Annotated in this window: 19 protein-coding genes and 1 pseudogene; 15 read left to right on the top strand and 5 right to left on the bottom strand. The window is 31.4% G+C overall.

Annotated features, from left to right (window positions below):
* The first annotated feature begins 1 nt into the window (after position 1).
* Together ACNQGJ_RS09630 and ACNQGJ_RS09625 are read left to right on the top strand one after the other, a co-directional pair.
* The gene (locus ACNQGJ_RS09630; RefSeq protein ID WP_417972418.1) at positions 2-1,183 is read left to right on the top strand and encodes a class I SAM-dependent methyltransferase; all 1,182 of its coding nucleotides are present in this window, start codon (positions 2-4) and stop codon (positions 1,181-1,183) included.
* 2 nt (positions 1,184-1,185) lie between these two features.
* Complete coding sequence (locus tag ACNQGJ_RS09625; RefSeq protein WP_417972419.1) at positions 1,186-1,752, top strand: hypothetical protein; 567 nt, start codon at positions 1,186-1,188, stop codon at positions 1,750-1,752.
* 4 nt (positions 1,753-1,756) lie between these two features.
* Here the strand turns inward: ACNQGJ_RS09625 and ddpX are convergent, their stop codons facing one another.
* On the bottom strand, positions 1,757-2,416 hold the full coding sequence (ddpX, locus tag ACNQGJ_RS09620; RefSeq protein ID WP_417972420.1) for a D-alanyl-D-alanine dipeptidase: 660 nt from the start codon (positions 2,414-2,416) through the stop codon (positions 1,757-1,759).
* A 304-nt stretch (positions 2,417-2,720) separates the two neighbouring features.
* Positions 2,721-3,506, bottom strand: coding sequence for an AraC family transcriptional regulator (locus tag ACNQGJ_RS09615; protein WP_417972421.1), 786 nt, complete (start codon positions 3,504-3,506; stop codon positions 2,721-2,723).
* Between the two features lie 222 nt (positions 3,507-3,728).
* Here ACNQGJ_RS09615 and ACNQGJ_RS09610 point away from each other — a divergent pair, with 222 nt between their 5' ends.
* From ACNQGJ_RS09610 to ACNQGJ_RS09575, 8 genes are all read left to right on the top strand, one after another.
* On the top strand, positions 3,729-5,069 hold the full coding sequence (locus ACNQGJ_RS09610) for a TolC family protein (RefSeq protein ID WP_417972422.1): 1,341 nt from the start codon (positions 3,729-3,731) through the stop codon (positions 5,067-5,069).
* A gap of 2 nt (positions 5,070-5,071) precedes the next feature.
* Positions 5,072-6,136 (top strand): HlyD family secretion protein, encoded by a 1,065-nt coding sequence (locus ACNQGJ_RS09605; RefSeq protein WP_417972423.1) that lies wholly within the window; start codon positions 5,072-5,074, stop codon positions 6,134-6,136.
* A complete protein-coding gene (locus ACNQGJ_RS09600; RefSeq protein WP_417972424.1) occupies positions 6,102-7,727 on the top strand; it encodes an efflux MFS transporter permease in 1,626 nt (541 codons plus the stop codon). Before ACNQGJ_RS09605 ends, ACNQGJ_RS09600 begins: the two co-directional genes overlap by 35 nt.
* Positions 7,728-7,874: 147 nt before the next feature.
* On the top strand, positions 7,875-8,702 hold the full coding sequence (locus ACNQGJ_RS09595) for a hypothetical protein (protein ID WP_417972425.1): 828 nt from the start codon (positions 7,875-7,877) through the stop codon (positions 8,700-8,702).
* A gap of 168 nt (positions 8,703-8,870) precedes the next feature.
* Complete coding sequence (locus tag ACNQGJ_RS09590) at positions 8,871-9,158, top strand: hypothetical protein (RefSeq protein ID WP_417972426.1); 288 nt, start codon at positions 8,871-8,873, stop codon at positions 9,156-9,158.
* A gap of 54 nt (positions 9,159-9,212) precedes the next feature.
* Complete coding sequence (locus ACNQGJ_RS09585; protein WP_417972427.1) at positions 9,213-9,698, top strand: hemerythrin domain-containing protein; 486 nt, start codon at positions 9,213-9,215, stop codon at positions 9,696-9,698.
* Positions 9,699-9,902: 204 nt separating this feature from the next.
* A complete protein-coding gene (locus ACNQGJ_RS09580) occupies positions 9,903-10,598 on the top strand; it encodes an SMUG2 DNA glycosylase family protein (protein ID WP_417972428.1) in 696 nt (231 codons plus the stop codon).
* Positions 10,599-10,625: 27 nt separating this feature from the next.
* The gene (locus ACNQGJ_RS09575) at positions 10,626-10,790 is read left to right on the top strand and encodes a DUF488 family protein (RefSeq protein WP_417972548.1); all 165 of its coding nucleotides are present in this window, start codon (positions 10,626-10,628) and stop codon (positions 10,788-10,790) included.
* 994 nt (positions 10,791-11,784) lie between these two features.
* Here ACNQGJ_RS09575 and ACNQGJ_RS09570 read toward each other — a convergent pair.
* Both ACNQGJ_RS09570 and ACNQGJ_RS09565 read right to left on the bottom strand, forming a co-directional pair.
* A complete protein-coding gene (locus ACNQGJ_RS09570) occupies positions 11,785-12,093 on the bottom strand; it encodes an ATP-binding protein (protein ID WP_417972549.1) in 309 nt (102 codons plus the stop codon).
* A gap of 153 nt (positions 12,094-12,246) precedes the next feature.
* Positions 12,247-12,450: a hypothetical protein gene (locus ACNQGJ_RS09565; RefSeq protein WP_417972429.1), complete on the bottom strand. Its 204-nt coding sequence runs from the start codon at positions 12,448-12,450 to the stop codon at positions 12,247-12,249.
* A 536-nt stretch (positions 12,451-12,986) separates the two neighbouring features.
* On the opposite strand from ACNQGJ_RS09565, the gene ACNQGJ_RS09560 reads away from it, so the two are divergent.
* From ACNQGJ_RS09560 to ACNQGJ_RS09550, 3 genes are all read left to right on the top strand, one after another.
* A complete protein-coding gene (locus ACNQGJ_RS09560; RefSeq protein WP_417972430.1) occupies positions 12,987-13,301 on the top strand; it encodes a hypothetical protein in 315 nt (104 codons plus the stop codon).
* Between the two features lie 139 nt (positions 13,302-13,440).
* Positions 13,441-13,521 (top strand): hypothetical protein, encoded by an 81-nt coding sequence (locus ACNQGJ_RS09555; RefSeq protein WP_417980354.1) that lies wholly within the window; start codon positions 13,441-13,443, stop codon positions 13,519-13,521.
* A gap of 92 nt (positions 13,522-13,613) precedes the next feature.
* A complete protein-coding gene (locus ACNQGJ_RS09550) occupies positions 13,614-13,871 on the top strand; it encodes a transposase (RefSeq protein WP_417980352.1) in 258 nt (85 codons plus the stop codon).
* 14 nt (positions 13,872-13,885) lie between these two features.
* On the opposite strand, the gene ACNQGJ_RS09545 is transcribed toward ACNQGJ_RS09550, so the two are convergent.
* The gene (locus ACNQGJ_RS09545) at positions 13,886-14,038 is read right to left on the bottom strand and encodes a hypothetical protein (RefSeq protein ID WP_417972431.1); all 153 of its coding nucleotides are present in this window, start codon (positions 14,036-14,038) and stop codon (positions 13,886-13,888) included.
* Between the two features lie 833 nt (positions 14,039-14,871).
* On the opposite strand from ACNQGJ_RS09545, the gene ACNQGJ_RS09540 reads away from it, so the two are divergent.
* On the top strand, positions 14,872-15,894 hold the full coding sequence (locus tag ACNQGJ_RS09540; protein ID WP_417972432.1) for a LacI family DNA-binding transcriptional regulator: 1,023 nt from the start codon (positions 14,872-14,874) through the stop codon (positions 15,892-15,894).
* A gap of 248 nt (positions 15,895-16,142) precedes the next feature.
* A pseudogene (locus ACNQGJ_RS09535) lies at positions 16,143-18,431 on the top strand (GH92 family glycosyl hydrolase); the annotation flags it as partial.
* Positions 18,432-18,436 lie beyond the last annotated feature (5 nt).

The following is an 18,436-nucleotide window of genomic DNA, read 5'->3' as shown; positions in this document are numbered from 1 at the left end:
TTTGGATTTAAGAATTTTAAAGGCCGAAATACAGGCGTTTATCAATGCTAATATTGGCAAAAGCATTTCGAAGTTAGCATTGCAAAAGAATCCCTTTCCTGATCTGGAGTGGATTTCTTTATTGAACCAAATAGAAGCTAAAACAAAATCTAAAGACAAATTACCTAATTGGTTTTATACCAAAAATATTATTTATCCCAGCAAAATTTCAATAGAACAAACCTCCTCTGAAAAAACGGCTGCGTTTAAAGCTTCCATTATATGCGGCGAATCTTTAATCGATTTAACGGGAGGTTTTGGAGTTGATGATTATTATTTTGCAAAGAAAATAAAAAATGTTGCCCATTGTGAAATCAATCCAGAGCTGTCAAATCTGGTAAAACACAATTTTGAACAGTTAAACATTTCTAATGTACGCTGTTATACCGGAGACAGCTTAGTTACTTTGTCTTCTCTAAATACAAAGTGGGACTGGATTTACATTGATCCTTCCCGAAGAAATGAAGCTAAAGGCAAAGTATTTATGTTGAAAGACTGTTTACCAAATGTTCCTGAAAATCTTGATTTTTATTTTACCAACTCGCATGCAGTTCTAATAAAAACAGCGCCAATTCTGGATATCTCAGCGGGTTTAGCTGAATTAAAACACGTAAAAACGATACATATCATCGCCTTAGAGAATGAAGTAAAAGAATTATTATGGGAATTACACAAAGGATATTCTGGCCCTATAAGCATTAAAACTAGTAATATTCTAAAGGATAAAACAGAATCATTTGATTTTATCTTAAACGAAGATTCTACATTACCAAACTTTAGTGTGCCTCAAAAGTATTTATACGAACCCAATAGTGCTATTATGAAATCCGGTGGGTTTGATGAAGTAGGTTCCTTTTACAATCTAAATAAACTGCACAAACATTCTCATTTATATACTTCCTCGACTTTAATACCGTTCGCAGGACGCGTTTTTGAAATTCTGAACAGCTTTCAATATAACAAAACGGAAATGAAAAGCTATTTAGAAAAAAGTCAGGCGAATATAACAACACGTAATTTTCCTAACAGTGTAGAAACCATTCGAAAAAAATGGAAAATTAAAGATGGCGGAAATGTATATTGTTTTTTCACAACTGATGAAAACAACCATAAAATAGTTTTAATTTGCAACAAAATATCATAAAAATGAAATACATTATTACACTAACTTTATTGTTCTTCAGCCTGACTACATTTGCTCAAAAACCATGTGATTATAGCGCAAATGTTACCGATTCTTTAGGTACTTACAAATCGACAAAAGAATACCTGATTAGCGAGAAAAATTTTGCCGGAAATTCCAGTTATATTTTTTATTCTTTAGCGTTAACAGATGGATTACCAACACTAAACGTACAGCTCATCCAAAAAAGCAAAGACTTTTTGAAAGCGAATTGTTTTGATAAAAATTCAAAAATATTTTTACAGTTAAATAATGGAAAAATAATCACGCTGATACATATCGATCAAGAAAATTGTGGCACCATGATACGCGACGATAAAGGATTTGACAATAGAGTTAATTCCGGTATTTTTATGTTTATGAAAGATAGTTTTGAGGAATTAAAAAGCTCGCCTGTGTCAATGATGCGCATTAAATATTTGACAGATACCGAAGATTACGTTTTCAAAAAGGAGTTTAAATCCGAATTAACGAATGAAATCTACAATCCGGAAACCTACTTTATGGATTACTTAGGATGTATTGAATAAGTGACTATTTACAGTTCCATTTAGCATTGGAAACCTTATCATTCAAACCTGATTTCAAATTGTAGTGCCACCATTCTGAATCGAAAGAATTGAAACCGCTACTTATCATAATTGTCTTTAATACAATTCTATTTTGTTTCACTTCAGCTGAAACATCAGGAAAATTGTGGCTCGCTTTAATCCCGAAAAAATCGAAGGAAGTGCCCATATCTAGTTCTTTACCTTTGTTGTCAACTAAAGTGATATCCACAGCTCCACCTCTATTATGGATAGAACCTTTGGCAGGATTTGCCACATATTTTGGGTTTGATACGATTTTCCACATTTTTTTCTGAATGTCCAAAGGGCGGTAACAATCAAAAATTTTGATTTTATAGCCTTTTTTCATGAATTTTTTATTCGCTTCAACAAGTGCTGTAATGGTTTTTAGACGTAAAAAACATTCCGCACAATCATAGACTTTTGCTTTTAAAAAATTATCCTCCGTGGCATACTTCATATCATAGACAAACTCCTGACTATAGTCTTTTAAATTTACAAAGGTAGTATCACTGACAATTGAACTATTATTTTTTTGAGCGGCAAAAACGTTAATTTGCGATTTACAAGAAGCTAACCAGAAAACAGCGCAAAGAAGCATAAAAGATTTAAAAGAATAAATCATAAGTATTATTTTTTATAAAAATAGAACAAATAAAGGAAATTTCATGAAATAAAAAAACGGTACTATCTAGTATCGTTTTAAGTGAAGGCAGAAGTAAACTTGCTAAAAAACATTCTCGAAAGGTTCGAGATAACAAAGTTTATTTTTTTTGTTTGTTTTCAATATTGTTTTTATTTTCTGGCTTTTTTGATCGGTATAGTAACGACCGCGGTTTCTAGTAAGATTCGAGGTTCCATCCTCTACTTTCCAATCATAAAAACTTTTTATAACTATTTCATTCCTTTTTTCGCAAACCATAAAGTTGTTAAAAATTCTTTTTAAAATCCGAAGGTCTAAAATTAGTTAACTGATAAAAAGTATTGCTAAAAGCAGACAAACTACCATATCCTACGGCATATCCAATTTCGCTCATTGATAAATCTGTTTGTAACATTAATTCAATTGCCTTAACCATCCGCAATAATTTCAGATACTGCAAAAAGGATGTATTTAATGTAGATTGAAAAAGACGTGACAATGACCTTTCGCTTAAACCAAATCGACTGCCAATACTATGCAGCGTATGGGTATCAGCTATATTATTTTCAATCCATGATAAAATAGGTTTCATACGCTCATGGTCAGTAAATGGTAATGCAATAGGAAGTCTTTTATCGCTGATTTCAGGTAAAATATCTTTTATAACTGACAAAAACTTATACCGGCTTTCGTCTGGTAAGATATGACCATCCCATGTTTCCGAATATTTTATCATTTCCATTAACAGATCGTTAATAGGATAAATTCCGACCTCTGAATAAAAAGAATGTTTGTCATCGTCATGGGTATAAAAAAATAAGGAGCGTAAAACAGTGCCTGAATGTCCAATTTTTAAAATATGTGTTAACCCTTGCGGCACCCAAAAGTAATGCCTAGCAGGAATTACATAATGTTTATCATTAATCTGCAGGTAAGCCAAACCACCTTCTACATATGATAATTGTCCCTTCGTGTGGCTATGATATGGAATGAATTTTTCAAAACGTTCGTGCATTACAAAAACGGAAGATTCTAGGTTATCAATATCGGGCAAAGAAGCTATTAGACTCATGAACTAATTATTTATTCTGGGTGTTTTATCAAATATACAAAATGCTGTCAGCAATAGAATAGATTTAGAGACATATACTCATGCAGACAAAAATAACGCAACTTTTAAATCAAAAAAAAAGTCCTAACAAAATTGGCCGGAATCAATAAATTATAGGCTATTTTACATAAATAGCAAAGACTTTTTGGTCTATATATTTGCAATCTTAAATAAACAATGATAATGCCTGTCGATACATCAAAAAAACTGATTTTCTTCTTCTTAATATTAAATTCCACATTTCTTTTTTCACAGAATAATTTACTTCAAAACCAAACACCAACACCATTATCTATTAATGAAATGTGGACAAATGCTGTCCAGTACAGCAAGAAAATTCACTTGAACAGTATAGAAAAAAACATAGCCAAAGAAGAAATTTTAGAAAGCAAAATTGAACGCCTTCCTGAAATTAGTTTAAAAGGCAATTATGAATATGCTACCAACATTCCCGTGTATGAAAATGGTCTTTTCAGTAAGCCAACTCAGCATGAAGTGATTCACTGGTTGTATAAAGTAAGTACTGATATGTATCTGAATATTTATAATGGAGGAAAATTAAACTTAAAAATAGATAAGAAAAAAACACTATTTGATATTGCAAAAGTACAACTGGACATGACTGTTTCTGAAATAAAGCTACAGGGAGCTTCGTACTATTTGAATCTACAACGAAGTCATGTTTTTAAAGAATTAATGACAAAAGATATTGCTAATCAGCAAAAACAATTACTTGAAATTAAGGCTCTCTATAAAAATGGCGTGATTTTAAAAAGCGATGTTTTGCGAGTCGAACTAAAATTATCAAATCAAAAAATGATGCTGGTTAAAATTGACAACGATATTGCAATTGCCAATCAAAAATTGAATATTTTAATTGGCTTGCCAGATCAGCAAATTGTAACTCCTTACGAAGAATTAGATCCCGCGCTATTTGAATTACAGTCTTATGAGTCTTATTTAGAAATAGCAAAAAAAAAATCATACGATTATCATATTTCAGAAAAGACAGTCGATTTAAGAAAAATAGAACTTAAAAGTATTAAAGCCAATGTCAAACCAAAAGTTGGAATGTATGGCGATTTTTATTTGGCAAATCCACAGATATTTTTATACCCTTATTCACCTAGCAATTATACTCTTGGAATTTTTGGAGTAAGAGCGTCGATACCTCTTTCGGAGCTTTATATAAACAAGCCAAAAGTGAGAACTGCACAGTTGAATTTAGAGAAAGAAGAAGTAGAACATCACAATATTGATGATAAAATAAGACAACAGGTATATGAAAATTATTTACGCTTTAAAGAAGCACTCATTAAAATTGATGTTGCTAAAAATGATGTTGCGCAATCAGAAGAAAACGCAAGAATTGTAAAACAAAACTACTTTAATCAAGCGGCACTTATTACCGATTTATTAGATGCAGATATTCAATTACTGCAGAGTCAATTTGATTTTGCCTCAATAAAAATAGCAGCACAAATTCAATACTATCAACTTCAAAACGTTTTAGGAACACTATAAAAATGAAAAACAGAAATACGTACACCGTTACCGATAAATTAATAACCAAAATCACGGGTTGGATTGCAATAATGATAACCATTATTTTAATTATTTGGGGTATCATTTCGTTATGGGATATCTATAAAAACGAAAAAACAAACGATGCTCAGGTTCAGGAATATATAAATCCTGTAATTTCCAGAGCAGGAGGATTTATTACTGCTATTAAATTTGAAGAAAATGAGGCTGTTAAAAAAGGAGATACTTTATTAATTATAGACCGAAGAGAATATGTAATTCAACAAGCACAAACCGAAGCTTCCGTGCTGAATGCAAAAGCACAGTTAGAAGTTTGGCAAAGCAAAGTCATGACACTTAACAAAACGGCTAAAGTAAATTTATCTAAAATTAATGTAGCCAAAGCCGAATTAAGAAAACAAGATCTGGATTATAGCCGATATAAAAAATTAGTTCAGGCGGAATCAGCAACACCGCAAAAATTAGAAACGATTGAGGCAGCTTACAATATTGCTGTAGCACAAACACAAGCAACTAATGATAAATATCAAGCATCGTTATCTGAAATTAATGATGCAAAAGCACAGGAGGCAGTTGTCAAAGCAGAGATAAAAAGACTTGAAGCATTGTTGGATCGCCACAAATTAGATGTTACGTACACTGCAGTTACGGCATCTTACGATGGTTTTATGGGTAGAAGAACGATTGAAAAAGGGCAAATGATTGATGTAGGACAAGTCTTGGCTTATATAATAAATGGAGAAACAGACAAATGGGTTGTTGCCAATTATAAAGAGACACAAATAGGCTCGATGAAACTAGGTGATACAGCTCGTTTTATTGCTGATGCTTATCCCGATAAAACTTTTAAAGGTGTAATTATTTCCTTTTCACCCGCAACAGGTTCTAGTTTTTCATTGCTTCCGCCGGATAATTCAACTGGGAATTACGTAAAAATTGTGCAGCGTGTTCCAGTTAGAATCAGAGTTACGAGTTCAAAAAATGAAGCCGATTTATTAAAGGCTGGAATGAATGTCAATGTTTCCATTGCTAAAAAACAAAGCTAAAATGCTTCCAAAAGGATTTTTATTTAAAGAATGGGTTCCGGAGTGGCTAATTAAAATAACACTGTTTACTGTATTGCTTCCCAGCTTAGTATTATTTTTTCTTCCAATGGCCAATATCAATGCAGCGGCCGGAAATACAGGAGGCGAAACCTACGACATTTATTTTTCAGTTGCCTTATTTTATGCAGGTTATGTTGCTTTCTTTTCCTTGGAAAGACGTTTTTTTAAATATTTGGCAGCAAAGGAATATTTTATTGTAATTACAATAATTCAAATTGTTAGTTCTTACATCTGCTACAGTACAAAAGAGATAGGAATTTTATTTGTGTTCCGATTTATCCAAGGAATGGCATTTACGATGACGGTAAATTTATCATTGTCACTAATTTATGCTCGCTTGAAAACGGAAAGAGCCAGAGTTATTGGCTATTCCATTTTTTTCGGAATGTTGGTCTGCATGATTCCATTTAACAATTTTATTACAGCACAAATTATTGATTCCGTTGATTTCAATATTGTCTATAAATGCGCTATGTTCTCTTACTTACCGAGTCTTGTATTCTTGATGTTATTCATGAATAACGTTAGGCTGGATGTAAAATTTCCTTTGTATCAGTTAGATTGGGCAAGTTTTTTATACTATGCCATTTCACTTTGTTTAATTGGCTACATAATGGTTTATGGACAGGAATATTATTGGATCGAAGATAGCCGCATCTATTGGAGTGTCATTTTCATAGCCATCTTTGGCAGTCTTTTTATTCTGCGACAGTCCAGATTAAAGCGCCCTTATTTTGATTTAGAGGTTTTTAAATATAGAAATTTTAAAGTGGGGGCATTAATAATTGCTATCTTTTATGTCTGTCGTTTTGCGTTTTCCATTACCACAACTTATTTTTTAACAGTCTTAAAACTTGATCCAATTCATGTAGGTAACATCACTTTAATCAATATTTTGGGAATTGTAATTGGAGTCATAATTTCAGCAGTTTTTGTATTGCAGCATCGTCCCATACGTCTGTTATGGATTTACGGATTCTGCATATTATTGTTTTATCACGCATGGATGATTTTCCTTTTTACCACACAAGCCAATGAGAATAATTTTTATATTCCCTTACTGATTCAAGGACTAGGAACGGGAACTTTAATGACCCCTTCCATCATATTTATGGTTTCATCTGTGCCAGAAAAATTAAGAGTAACATCTGCTGGTGTATGTTTATTTATGAGATGCTTCGGTTTTTATATAAGTGTGGGCTTAATGAACTATTTTGAGTTGTATTCTAAAAGTAAACACTTCAATACTTTTCAGGATAAAATTTCTAATGCAAACCCAATCACTTGGCAATCGGTAGATAAATATAAAGAAATTTTACTAAATGATGGAGCAACACCTAGATATGCCGCCAAAGCTGCAAATAAAGTTTTAATTAATGCTATTGACACTCAAAATCACATTCGCTATGCGATTGACTATTATGAAATGATTTGTATCCTTTTGGTTTTCACAATCCTTCTTGTAGCGCTGTTTCCTTATTTTAATCGTACTATTTTGACAGTATCAAAAAACCAGCCGTCACCTTTTTAATTTCAAAAACTACATTATAAATTTAAATTTTAATATTATGTGGATCATTTATATTATTGGCATTTTATCGATTCTTTTTTATATCATTTATTATAAAATTAAAAAAAAAAGTCATACATAACCTCGAGGTTTTCCATATTAATCGACTTGCTTCTACAACTTGACAAAGATTTAATCATTGAAAGTTCTGATGAAGATGATATAATATTATTTTCATCTAATATCAGAGGCTCTATCACTATATTTTTTGTTCAATATGATGGCATAATCTCAATCATAATTGAATTGACGACTATTGAAAATTGTAATAAAAAGAAAGAATGGATTTTTTTAGACAATATGAATCAACATTTGATTTTTAATTCTATAATTAAAGATCTTGAGTCCTTTTCAAATAGTAGTTTTGATTCGTATGTTTTAAAAAAATGGTTTGATAAAAGCAATCAAATAATTCAGAATACAGTTTTAACAAATTCAAACTCAATTTATAATATCCCGCAGTCTTTCTTCTGTGTTGCGTTTAGCGAAATAGAAAAATTAAATAAATTTCAAAAAATAAGTACTAAAGGCTATTTTGAAATTCTCTTTTTTAATTGCCTGATAACTGTGGAGAAAAGCGATGTTAAAGAACAAAATCAATTGTGGGATCAATTAGTTTCTTTATTGGTTTTTTATCTTAAAAATCATAATTTAATTAAACATGTTAAAGATATAGAAAAGCTTTTGGAAGACAGATTGGTTATGTATTCTGAAGAAATACAGTTAATCAAATCTAACCCTTACCAGAACTATACTATGCTTTACCATTATTTCTTTTTAAAACCTTTAAAACTTCCTTCAAAAATTAAACCTAAAGTGAAACAAAATTCCAATTTATCCCAAACAATACAGAGTGCTGAATTTTCGAAAATTGTATTGTTGATGATTGCTGATATTGAAGAAAAATTACCGATTTTACAAAACTTAATTCTTTGAACAGGAAGATTCTTCTACTAAGCGAACCAGCCAAACGTTTGCTTATACGAGCCTCTTTACAGGTCTTTAAATCCACGATGTAGATAAAATGATTATCTTTAAAGTTAGATACAAATGAGATTACAGGAATAATTTCAAAGACATGTAAATTTGAAAAATTAACCAAACATGAACCCATATACAAATTTGACAGAAGCTCTGGAAGGACTCATATGTCAAGGATACAACATTAGTTTTATTGCTGAAAAAGATTTTATAAATGCTAGAAATCATAAATATAAAATCCATTATAATGAAATTGCGGTTGATTACGCCTACCAGTTTAGGGACCCCGACCCAAAGTTAGATGCTATTATATATGGTATTTCCTCAAAGAAACATTGCATCAAAGGATTGATTATATTAAGTTGCTCCATGTTATTAGAAGATTGTTCACAAGAAATCAAAAAGAAATAGAAACGACAATAGCTTTCCGGATTTATAATATTATACGATTTACTTTAAATAAAAATGAATTTAGAACAAACAGTAATCAATAAAGACATTATAAGAAATTTAGAGCAATTACTTGCTTTTTTACATAAAGATCACCAGCAATCATTAGAATTATGTTGGGCAATTCGTGAAGGAATTAGGCAAAAAATTCCATATAAAAGAATTAAAAATTACACAGATTGGTATTACAGCAATGAATTAGCTCCACATTTTGCGATAGAATACGACTATATTTTTCCAATATTGGGAATGGAAAATGAATTAGTAAAAAAGGCTTTAACCCTACATCGCAGAATAAAAAAAAGTTTTACCAAAAAGATGGAAATTGAAAAATCATTAAGTCGTATTGAAGAAGATCTGGAAATATTAATACGCTTTGAAGAGAAACATATATTTAGTTTAATAAGAAATAACATGCCGCCAAATCAAATTATGGTAAATCTAAAAGCATTTTCGCGCGAAATAAATAACAAAGAGTGGAATGACTTGTTTTGGCAATAAAGATCTTTGATTTTATATTGCATGTATTTACTTTTAAAGAAATAGTTTAATTTAAAGCAAGAAAACAGTACTCAGCGTGTTTCCGCTCTAAATAAAAGTTCTTTATATAACGCTTGATATGAAGAACAAATAGATACGACTAATTATCATTATCTAAAATGGTTCTTTAATTTAAATGAAAGTATCGCAATGAAACAAAATTTTATGACAAAAACTTTTGCTGATAAAGTGATTGATTTCAATCGAGAGCTGCATTATTGTGGCAAATTGCCAAAAGGTTTTCAGGTCCTGAATCCATATCTTGACAATCCTGAAACCATCTTGGTAATGGAACGCTTTTATCATAAATATTATAATGATTTTCAGCCCAGAAAATTCATTATTGGTATTAATCCGAGCCGTCATGGAGCTGGAGTAACAGGCGTCCCATTTACAGATACAAAAAGATTAGAAAGTGTTTGTGGTATCAAAATGCAATCGGCACATACGCATGAAATCTCATCTGTTTTTATGTATGATATGATTACCGAATTTGGAGGTTGCGATCATTTTTATGATCAATTTTATATCAATTCTCCCTTTCCTTTAGCTATTACTCGTCAAGCAAAAGATGGAAAATGGCTAAATGCGAATTATTATGATGACATACAACTTTTTAAGATGGTAAAAGATTTTATGGTTCTTTCTATTAAAAATCATATTAGTTTAGGACTTGACACTTCTGAGGTTTTTGTACTTGGAAAGAAAAATGCACTTTTTATCGAAAAACTCAACAAAGAGGAAAAACTATTTGATAACATCAAAGTTTTGGAGCATCCACGGTACATTCAGCAATACAAATCCAAAGAAAAACAGTTTTATATTGACAAGTACATCTTGACTTTAAATAGTGTAGATTGAAAAAAGAAACAACACACTGCTTACACTATAGGACACTTAACGTCTAGTGTAGCTGATTTTTCAGGGATGCTATATTCTTTTGAGATTAAAATTCTTGCTGACATTAGATGTATGCCTCATTCTCGTAAGTTTCCTCAATTTGATCAAGATAGTTTAAAACAGCTATGGAAGAAGTTGGAATTACCCAAATGAATGAAAAGCTCCTTTACAAGCATCTTGTATTAACTTTTCATATTCTTCTTTGTCCATCAATTTATAGTTTTGATAAACAAAGAATTAATAATTTGTTTTTGCAACACCCATTTTTAGTGACATTTTGCGATTTCCACCACCAAAGGAAAACCTTCGAGAGATTCTTTTCGAGAAGTGATCAGTTTAATTTCAATTTTCATGTTCGTGATTTGTTCGTGAAAATGTAGCAAAACGTAATGTTTTGTCGTTCTAATATAGAAGAAATCAAAAACACGAAAATCATTAAACGCAAAAAACCCACTGAATCCAGTGGGTTTTTAAGTGAACATTATTGTACAAAATTCGAATCTTTTGCTAGAAGATTTAAAGCTTTTCGCCGATTCTCTTGAAGGATTGAGGTACTAAAATAAAATTAGTTATAGTTTTTATGTAACCTAAAACGATGAAGCGTTTCGGAGCAAGAGTCGATCCGTCAAAGAAAAAAAATTAAAAATTGGATTATAATTATTACAGAGAGAAAAAGCTTCACAACACTTGTTCATTGCTAACTTTATAACTTCAAAAATAAATAAAAAATACTTTACAGGACTGTGGCACGAAAATCTTTGATGGAAGTTTGATTTGAAAAATATTTAATAACTATGTAATTTCAAGTATTAAATCACAAAAAAGTTATTACAATTTTAGCATTGCATAAACCACATTTGTATTTTATTTAATATTTGTCCTTATGACAAAAAAGGATGTGATTTAGAGATTTTAATTGTTGAATTTGTTAAGATGATTTACAGCTGCGAATTTCAGTAATATTGACCACCCAACGCCAATTTAAAGTGAGCACCCCATTTTTCATTAAAAACTACTCTTTTTCATCTGTCAATTAGTATTCAAATGTACTTAAATATTACTCTTTGTTTATTCCTCTTTTTTCCTCAGAGATTCTCCATGTAATTCGAGTCGAAGGTATTGATCTCTGAGTCTATCCAAGATGGCATCAGCTATTGTTTTTTCTCCAATCGTACCAACTTTGCACTGGGATTTGCGATGTCACATTTATAGAACCATTATTATGCTTGTCTTCAATGATCTCTAAAAGGGTAATTCGGTTATTACTATCTACTGCTTGGAGTCCATAATAGTCCAATATAATAACATATTGCCGTTCTATTTTGGCTAATTTTCGCAGGTAAGAACCATCTGCTTTGGCCATTTTTAATTTATTAAACAGCTTCGAAGTATTTAAATAACTTACTTTAAAACCTTGGATACAGCCTTGATAACGTAATGGTGTGCCTAAATAAATTTACCTACACCGGTACTTCCCGTGATTAAAATGTTTTCATTTTTTTCTTCAAATTCACATTCTGCTAGGCATAGTATGGTATTTCAATCCATATTACGGATTTGTTCAAAATTGATACTTTCAATATTTGTTTTTAAAGGAATCGGGCATTGGTTATACTGTGTGCACTACGACGATTGTGCCTTTCATTCCATTCGGCACAATAAGCATCGATACAAACTGATCGAGTGTATAATGGTCGGTTTTTCTGATTTCAACAGCTGTTTTAAATTCATTACGGATGCCGTAAAGCTTCATTTGTTTCATTTTTGTTACTGTGGATTGCTTTGCCTGTTCGCTAACGCTCGGGTCATTCATGATTACTGTATTATAATTTAAATATAATATCGTTTTCCTTTGACATTACCGTGAATGGGCTGTTCTTGCTCGGGTCCTTATTCAAAGTCAATTTGATCGAGATTGTTTTGTAAAATATTTTGAATGGTCCTAAAATTGTAAATTTTAAATCAAGTGGCCGTTTAAAGGCATTTAATAATTGCACTTTACCTACCTTTTTCTCAAAGCCTAGTATTCCCAAACAACTTTTATGAGCCTACTCAGGATGGTTTCTGCTTTCGATTAACTGCATAATATATTCTCCTACAAATTCATCAATACTATTGGCTTAATCAATTAAGCGTGCAGCGCTCCACTGGGCTAGAAATTGATGGGTGCTGCCTAAATGTTCTAGGGTTGTGGTATAAAAATTAGGTTTGCAATTCCTTGGATGAATGGCTATTCGATTGTATTTATAACCCGTTAGGTGTAATTATTTTGACGTAAAATAAAGGGATCAGACATTGGTCAACACACTGAAATTCAATATCTTGATGTCGCAAAACAACCCAATATCTATGTCAAATATAGTAAAAAATTATTTTAGAGTTTTAGAAGTTATTACTTCTTTTAACATTGTTTTAAATAAAGAAAATCGAGCAGGAAGAAGACTCAAAATGTCTGATTTAGAAATAGTTGCATTGAGCTTAACTTCTGAATATATGTCTATTGATAGTGAAAATTCATTTTTTAATCAACTATATAAAGGAGAAATTCCTAATTTAATTGAGCGAAGTCAATACAATAAAAGAAGAAAAAAGTTATTCCATTTTACTGAAGAAATCGACAACATTTGTATTCAAAATTTATTGAATTTGAAAACTATTTTATAGTTGATAGTATGCTACTTGAGATTTGTAAATTGGCTAGACATAACAGAATAAAAATATGTAAAGATGACTTTCACACTGCTCCTGACAAAGGTTTTGCGCATCGCAAAACACTTGGTTTTATGGTTATAAACTTCACGGAATTTGTAGTATTTCAGGAGTTTTTCAGTCAATAGATATTACAAAAGCAAGTGTTCACGATGTACATTTGTTAAAAGATTAAAAATATCAATTATTTGATTGTGCGCTACTTGGAGACAGAGGTTGTTTGTCTGCAACACAACAATTAAACTTATTTGAAAGTGCAAATATCAAATTGGAAACATCAATAAGAAAAAATCAAAAAAAGGGTATAAAAAACAACCATATATTTATAGAAAATCAAGAAAAAGAATTGAAACTTTATTTTCTCAATTGTGCGACCAATTTATGATTAGAAGAAATTATGCAAAATCTTTTAAAGGTTTTAAAACAAGAATTTTGGCTAAAATAGCAGCGTTAACTTTGGTACAATTCATCAATAAATTTATTTTTGATAGACCAATAAATAATATCAAAACACAAATAATTTAATTACACCCAACGGGTTATTTATAATAGATTTTTACAGTTGATTTGGTATACAATAATTTTGCTTTTTTCTTAACATATTGATACGGAACGCTGTAATAATTTTTGTACTGACTTAATTGAACATGTTCATGTTGCATCACTGTTGAAGGATTGGTATTTGATTTCAAAACGTTCTTGTGGTAATGGAAGTAGTTTTTGTTGCTCGTCTTTTTAAAATAATTCTAAACGAGAGTAAGGACGCCCCGTTAGTTTTTGACTATCATGGGCATCTAATAAATCCCACATCTGCTGATTTAATTCTTTTAGAGAAAAGAATTTAGTTTCTTTTAGATGTACATAAATCCTTCGGTACAATATCTTGAAAGCTCCTTTAACCAATGATTTATCTCGAGGTTTATAAGCCCTGGCAGGCAAGATTGTAGTTTGGTAATGTTCGGCTTAATCAGCCAAGATTTCATTAATTGCTTCAAAACTTAATCCTAGCACTTCAAATAAAAAAACATACTTCTTTAGCCTATTCCTAGAAAGAGATAAGTACTTACTTATGAATAACTTACTTTTCCGTTACAATACAATTTAATTGCTTTTCTAATTTTGCTAATGTTTTTTATTTTGCTTCCATAGTCCGTGTTTTTTTTAACGAATGTATGGTGCTAACAACATGAAAAACTCACCAGTTTTTAATGGTCCGTTTGTTCCAAAAATGGTTATTAATTTAATCATTATTTGCATCGATATCCCTGGTCATCTAGATTTTTTTTATGACATGTCAATGTATTAGCCAAAATAAAGCTACTTTTTAATTAAAGTGCAAGTTCATTAAATTCTTGCTCTGATCTAGAAATTTCTCTCATTGCTTTCTTTTTTATTTGCATAATATTCTATAATTTGATAAAAAAAAAACGATTAATGTAAAAATAAATTTTACTAAAACGTTTTTGTAATAAATTTTATGGTACGTTTGTCATCAATCACTATTTATTTACAGCCTTTTATCATTATGAGAAAAGTTACAATTAAAGATATTGCAATTCAAGCTCAGGTTTCTATATCTACTGTTTCTTTTGTTTTAAACAACAAAGGACCACAAATGGCAATAAGCAAACTTAAGATTGAAAAAGTAAAAGAAATTGCGAAAAGCTTAGGATACATTCCAAATATGATAGCTAGTAGTTTGAGAACTGGAAAAACAAAATCGATTGGACTCATTGTAGAAGATATCTCAAATCAATTTTTTTCTGAACTTGCTAAAGTAATAGAGGATCAGGCTCGAATATTAGGTTACAAAATCTTTTATTGTAGTACAAATAATGATGATGTACGAACAAATGAATTAATCCAAAGCCTGCTGCAGGCAAATGTAGATGGATTTATTATCACCCCAACTGCCGGCTCCGAAAAAAACATCGATTATTTAATCCAGCTAAATAAGCCTGTAGTGTTGATTGACAGATATTTTCCTCACAAAAATGTGAGCTACGTAGTTATGGATAATTATGAAGCAGCATCTGAAGCTACAAATTTATTAATTAGTAAAGGATTTAAAAACATAGCATTGGTAAATAATACCTCTGGAATGATTCAAATGCAACTTAGGGAAAAAGGATATAAGGATGCTTTAAAAAAAGCAGCGATTTACAAGGAAACTCTTGTTTTACACCTCCCTTTTCAAAGCACAGAACAACAAAGAATTGAAGAACTTGTTTCTTTCTTTAAAAAAAATCCAGAGATTGATGCTGTTATTTTCTCTGCAAATTATATGGGACTAGCAGGTCTTCAGGTTTTCAAGCAAATGGGTTATATGTTGCCTAGTGATATTTCTATTATTAGTTTTGATGATCATGCAAGTTTTAGATTACACTCTCCTACTGTATCCGTAATTGAGCAACCTATAGAAAGTTTAGCAATAAAAGTAGTTGAAATTCTGATGGATCAAATTACTAATGAGAAGGAGTTTGAGGTGCAAAAAATAATGCAAAAAGGAAAATTAATTATTAGAGAGTCTATATTTTCTGGTAATTAATAAGTTTAAAAGTAGAGTGTTTTTTTATTTAATTTACTAAAACGTTTTAGTAAAGGTTTGATCCTAATAATCTCCAGTAAAAGAAAATACATACCCTTAGCAATTTTAATTCCTGTTAATAAATACAAAGTCTTCCCCACAAAAAAGGATAAATGAAGATAAAAGATTCAATGTATTTCAAATTTTAATTGAATTAATGCAATAATTACAGAACGACCAATAATAATTTAAATAGTACTAAAAGAACTACCATGAGAAAGAAACACTTTATTTTTTTATGTCTAATTTTCGTTTTTTTTACATCAAAAGCTCAGACAGATATTTTTGATCCTGTTGACTATGTCAACCCTTTAATGGGTACCCAGTCATCCCACAGTCTTTCTAATGGAAACACGTATCCTGCCATTGCTCGGCCTTGGGGAATGAACTTCTGGACTCCGCAAACCGGTAAAATGGGAGACGGATGGATGTACACTTACACCGCTGAAAAAATCAGAGGTTTCAAACAAACCCATCAGCCATCTCCTTGGATGAACGATTATGGACAATTTTCTATCATGCCGGTAACCGGCAAATTGGCTTTTTTAGAAGATGAAAGAGCAAGCTGGTTTAGCCACAAGGCCGAAATCTCTACTCCCTATTATTATAGCGTATACCTCGCGGACTATGATGTGACTACAGAAATAACCGCTACCGAAAGAGCTGCTCACTTTCAAATTACATTTCCGGAAAATGATAAATCTTATATTATTCTTGATGCTTTCGACAAGGGATCTTATGTGAAAATTATTCCTTCTGAGAATAAAATAATTGGATATACGACTCGCAATAGTGGTGGGGTTCCTGATAATTTTAAAAATTATTTTGTATTAATCTTTGACAAACCTTTTTCTGATAAATATACCTGGGAGAATCAAAAATTAGACAAAAACAAATTAGAGTCCTTATCTAATCATACTGGTGCGATAGTTGGTTTCTCAACTAAAAAGGGAGAAAAAATTAATATTAAAGTAGCTTCTTCCTTTATCAGCATCGAGCAGGCGGAACTCAACATGAAAAGTGAATTAGGTACAGCCACTTTCGAACAAACCAAAAAAGAATCCAAAAAAGAATGGAATAAAGTCCTCGGGAAAGTCAAAGCCGAAGGTGGAACAGTAGAACAAACTAAAACGTTTTATTCAAGTTTATACCGAACCGTTTGTTTTCCACAGAAACAATATGAAATTAATGCCGCCGGAAAAATAGTGCATTACAGTCCCTATAATGGAAAAGTTTTAGCAGGTGCCATGTTTGCCGGCACTGGATTTTGGGATACTTTTCGGGCTTTATATCCTTTATTAAATTTAGTTTATCCTTCTATTAATAAGGAAATGCAAGAAGGTCTAATAAATGCTTATAAAGAAGGAGGCTTTCTTCCGGAATGGTCTAGTCCTGGATTTAGAGATGTAATGGTCGGTAATAATTCGGCATCTGTTGTCTCTGATGCTTATTTAAAAGGACTTCGTGGATATGATATCAAAACCTTGTACGAGGCACTTGTAAACGGTGCAAATAATGAAGGTCCCTTAAATGCAGTGGGAAGAATAGGCGTCAATTACTACAATACTTTAGGTTATGTGCCAAATGACGTTGGTATAAATGAAAGTGCTGCTAGAACTTTAGAATATGCTTATGATGATTTTACCATTTGGCAGCTTGCTAAAGCACTAAAACGTCCCAAAAAAGAAATCAATTTGTTCGAAAAACGAATGATGAATTATAAATTACTTTTTAATCCCGAATTCAATTTGATGAGTGGCAAAAGTAAGGATGGAAAGTTCTCTTCTTCTTTTAATCCTTTCAAATGGGGTGGTGATTTTACTGAGGGAAACAGCTGGCATTACAGCTGGAGTGTATTTCATGACATGCAGGGTTTGATTGATTTGATGGGTGGAGAAAAAACCTTCATCTCTCAACTAAACGCAGTTTTTAGCTTACCTCCTATTTTTGATGATAGCTATTACGGAGCAACAATCCACGAAATACGAGAAATGCAAGTCATGAATATGGGACAATATGCACATGGGAACCAACCAATTCAACATCTTATTTATTTGTACAATTATGTTGGCCAGCCTTGGAAAACCCAATACTGGTCTCGAGAAGTAATGAATAAATTATACAAACCAACACCCGATGGCTATTGTGGGGATGAGGATAATGGTCAAACCTCAGCCTGGTACGTTTTTTCTGCAATGGGGTTTTATCCGGTATGTCCCGGAACCGATGAATATGTGTTGGGTGCTCCCCTATTTAAAAAAATAAGTTTGGAACTTGAAAATGGCAAAAATATAATCATTAATGCTCCCAATAATACTGATGAAAATATATATGTTGCTGATTTAAAATGGAACAATATTAATTACACTAAGAATTTTATAAAGCACTCCGACATACAAAATGGTGCAATTCTGAATTTCAACATGACCAATACCCCAAATAAAGTGAGAGGTACAGATCCAAAATCCTATCCCTATTCGTATTCAACCTCAAAATAAAAAGT

The organism is Flavobacterium cryophilum (assembly GCF_048286555.1).
GTDB lineage: Bacteria > Bacteroidota > Bacteroidia > Flavobacteriales > Flavobacteriaceae > Flavobacterium.
Note: the sequence above shows the minus strand (reverse complement) of the source record. Positions and strands in the feature narration are given on the sequence as shown.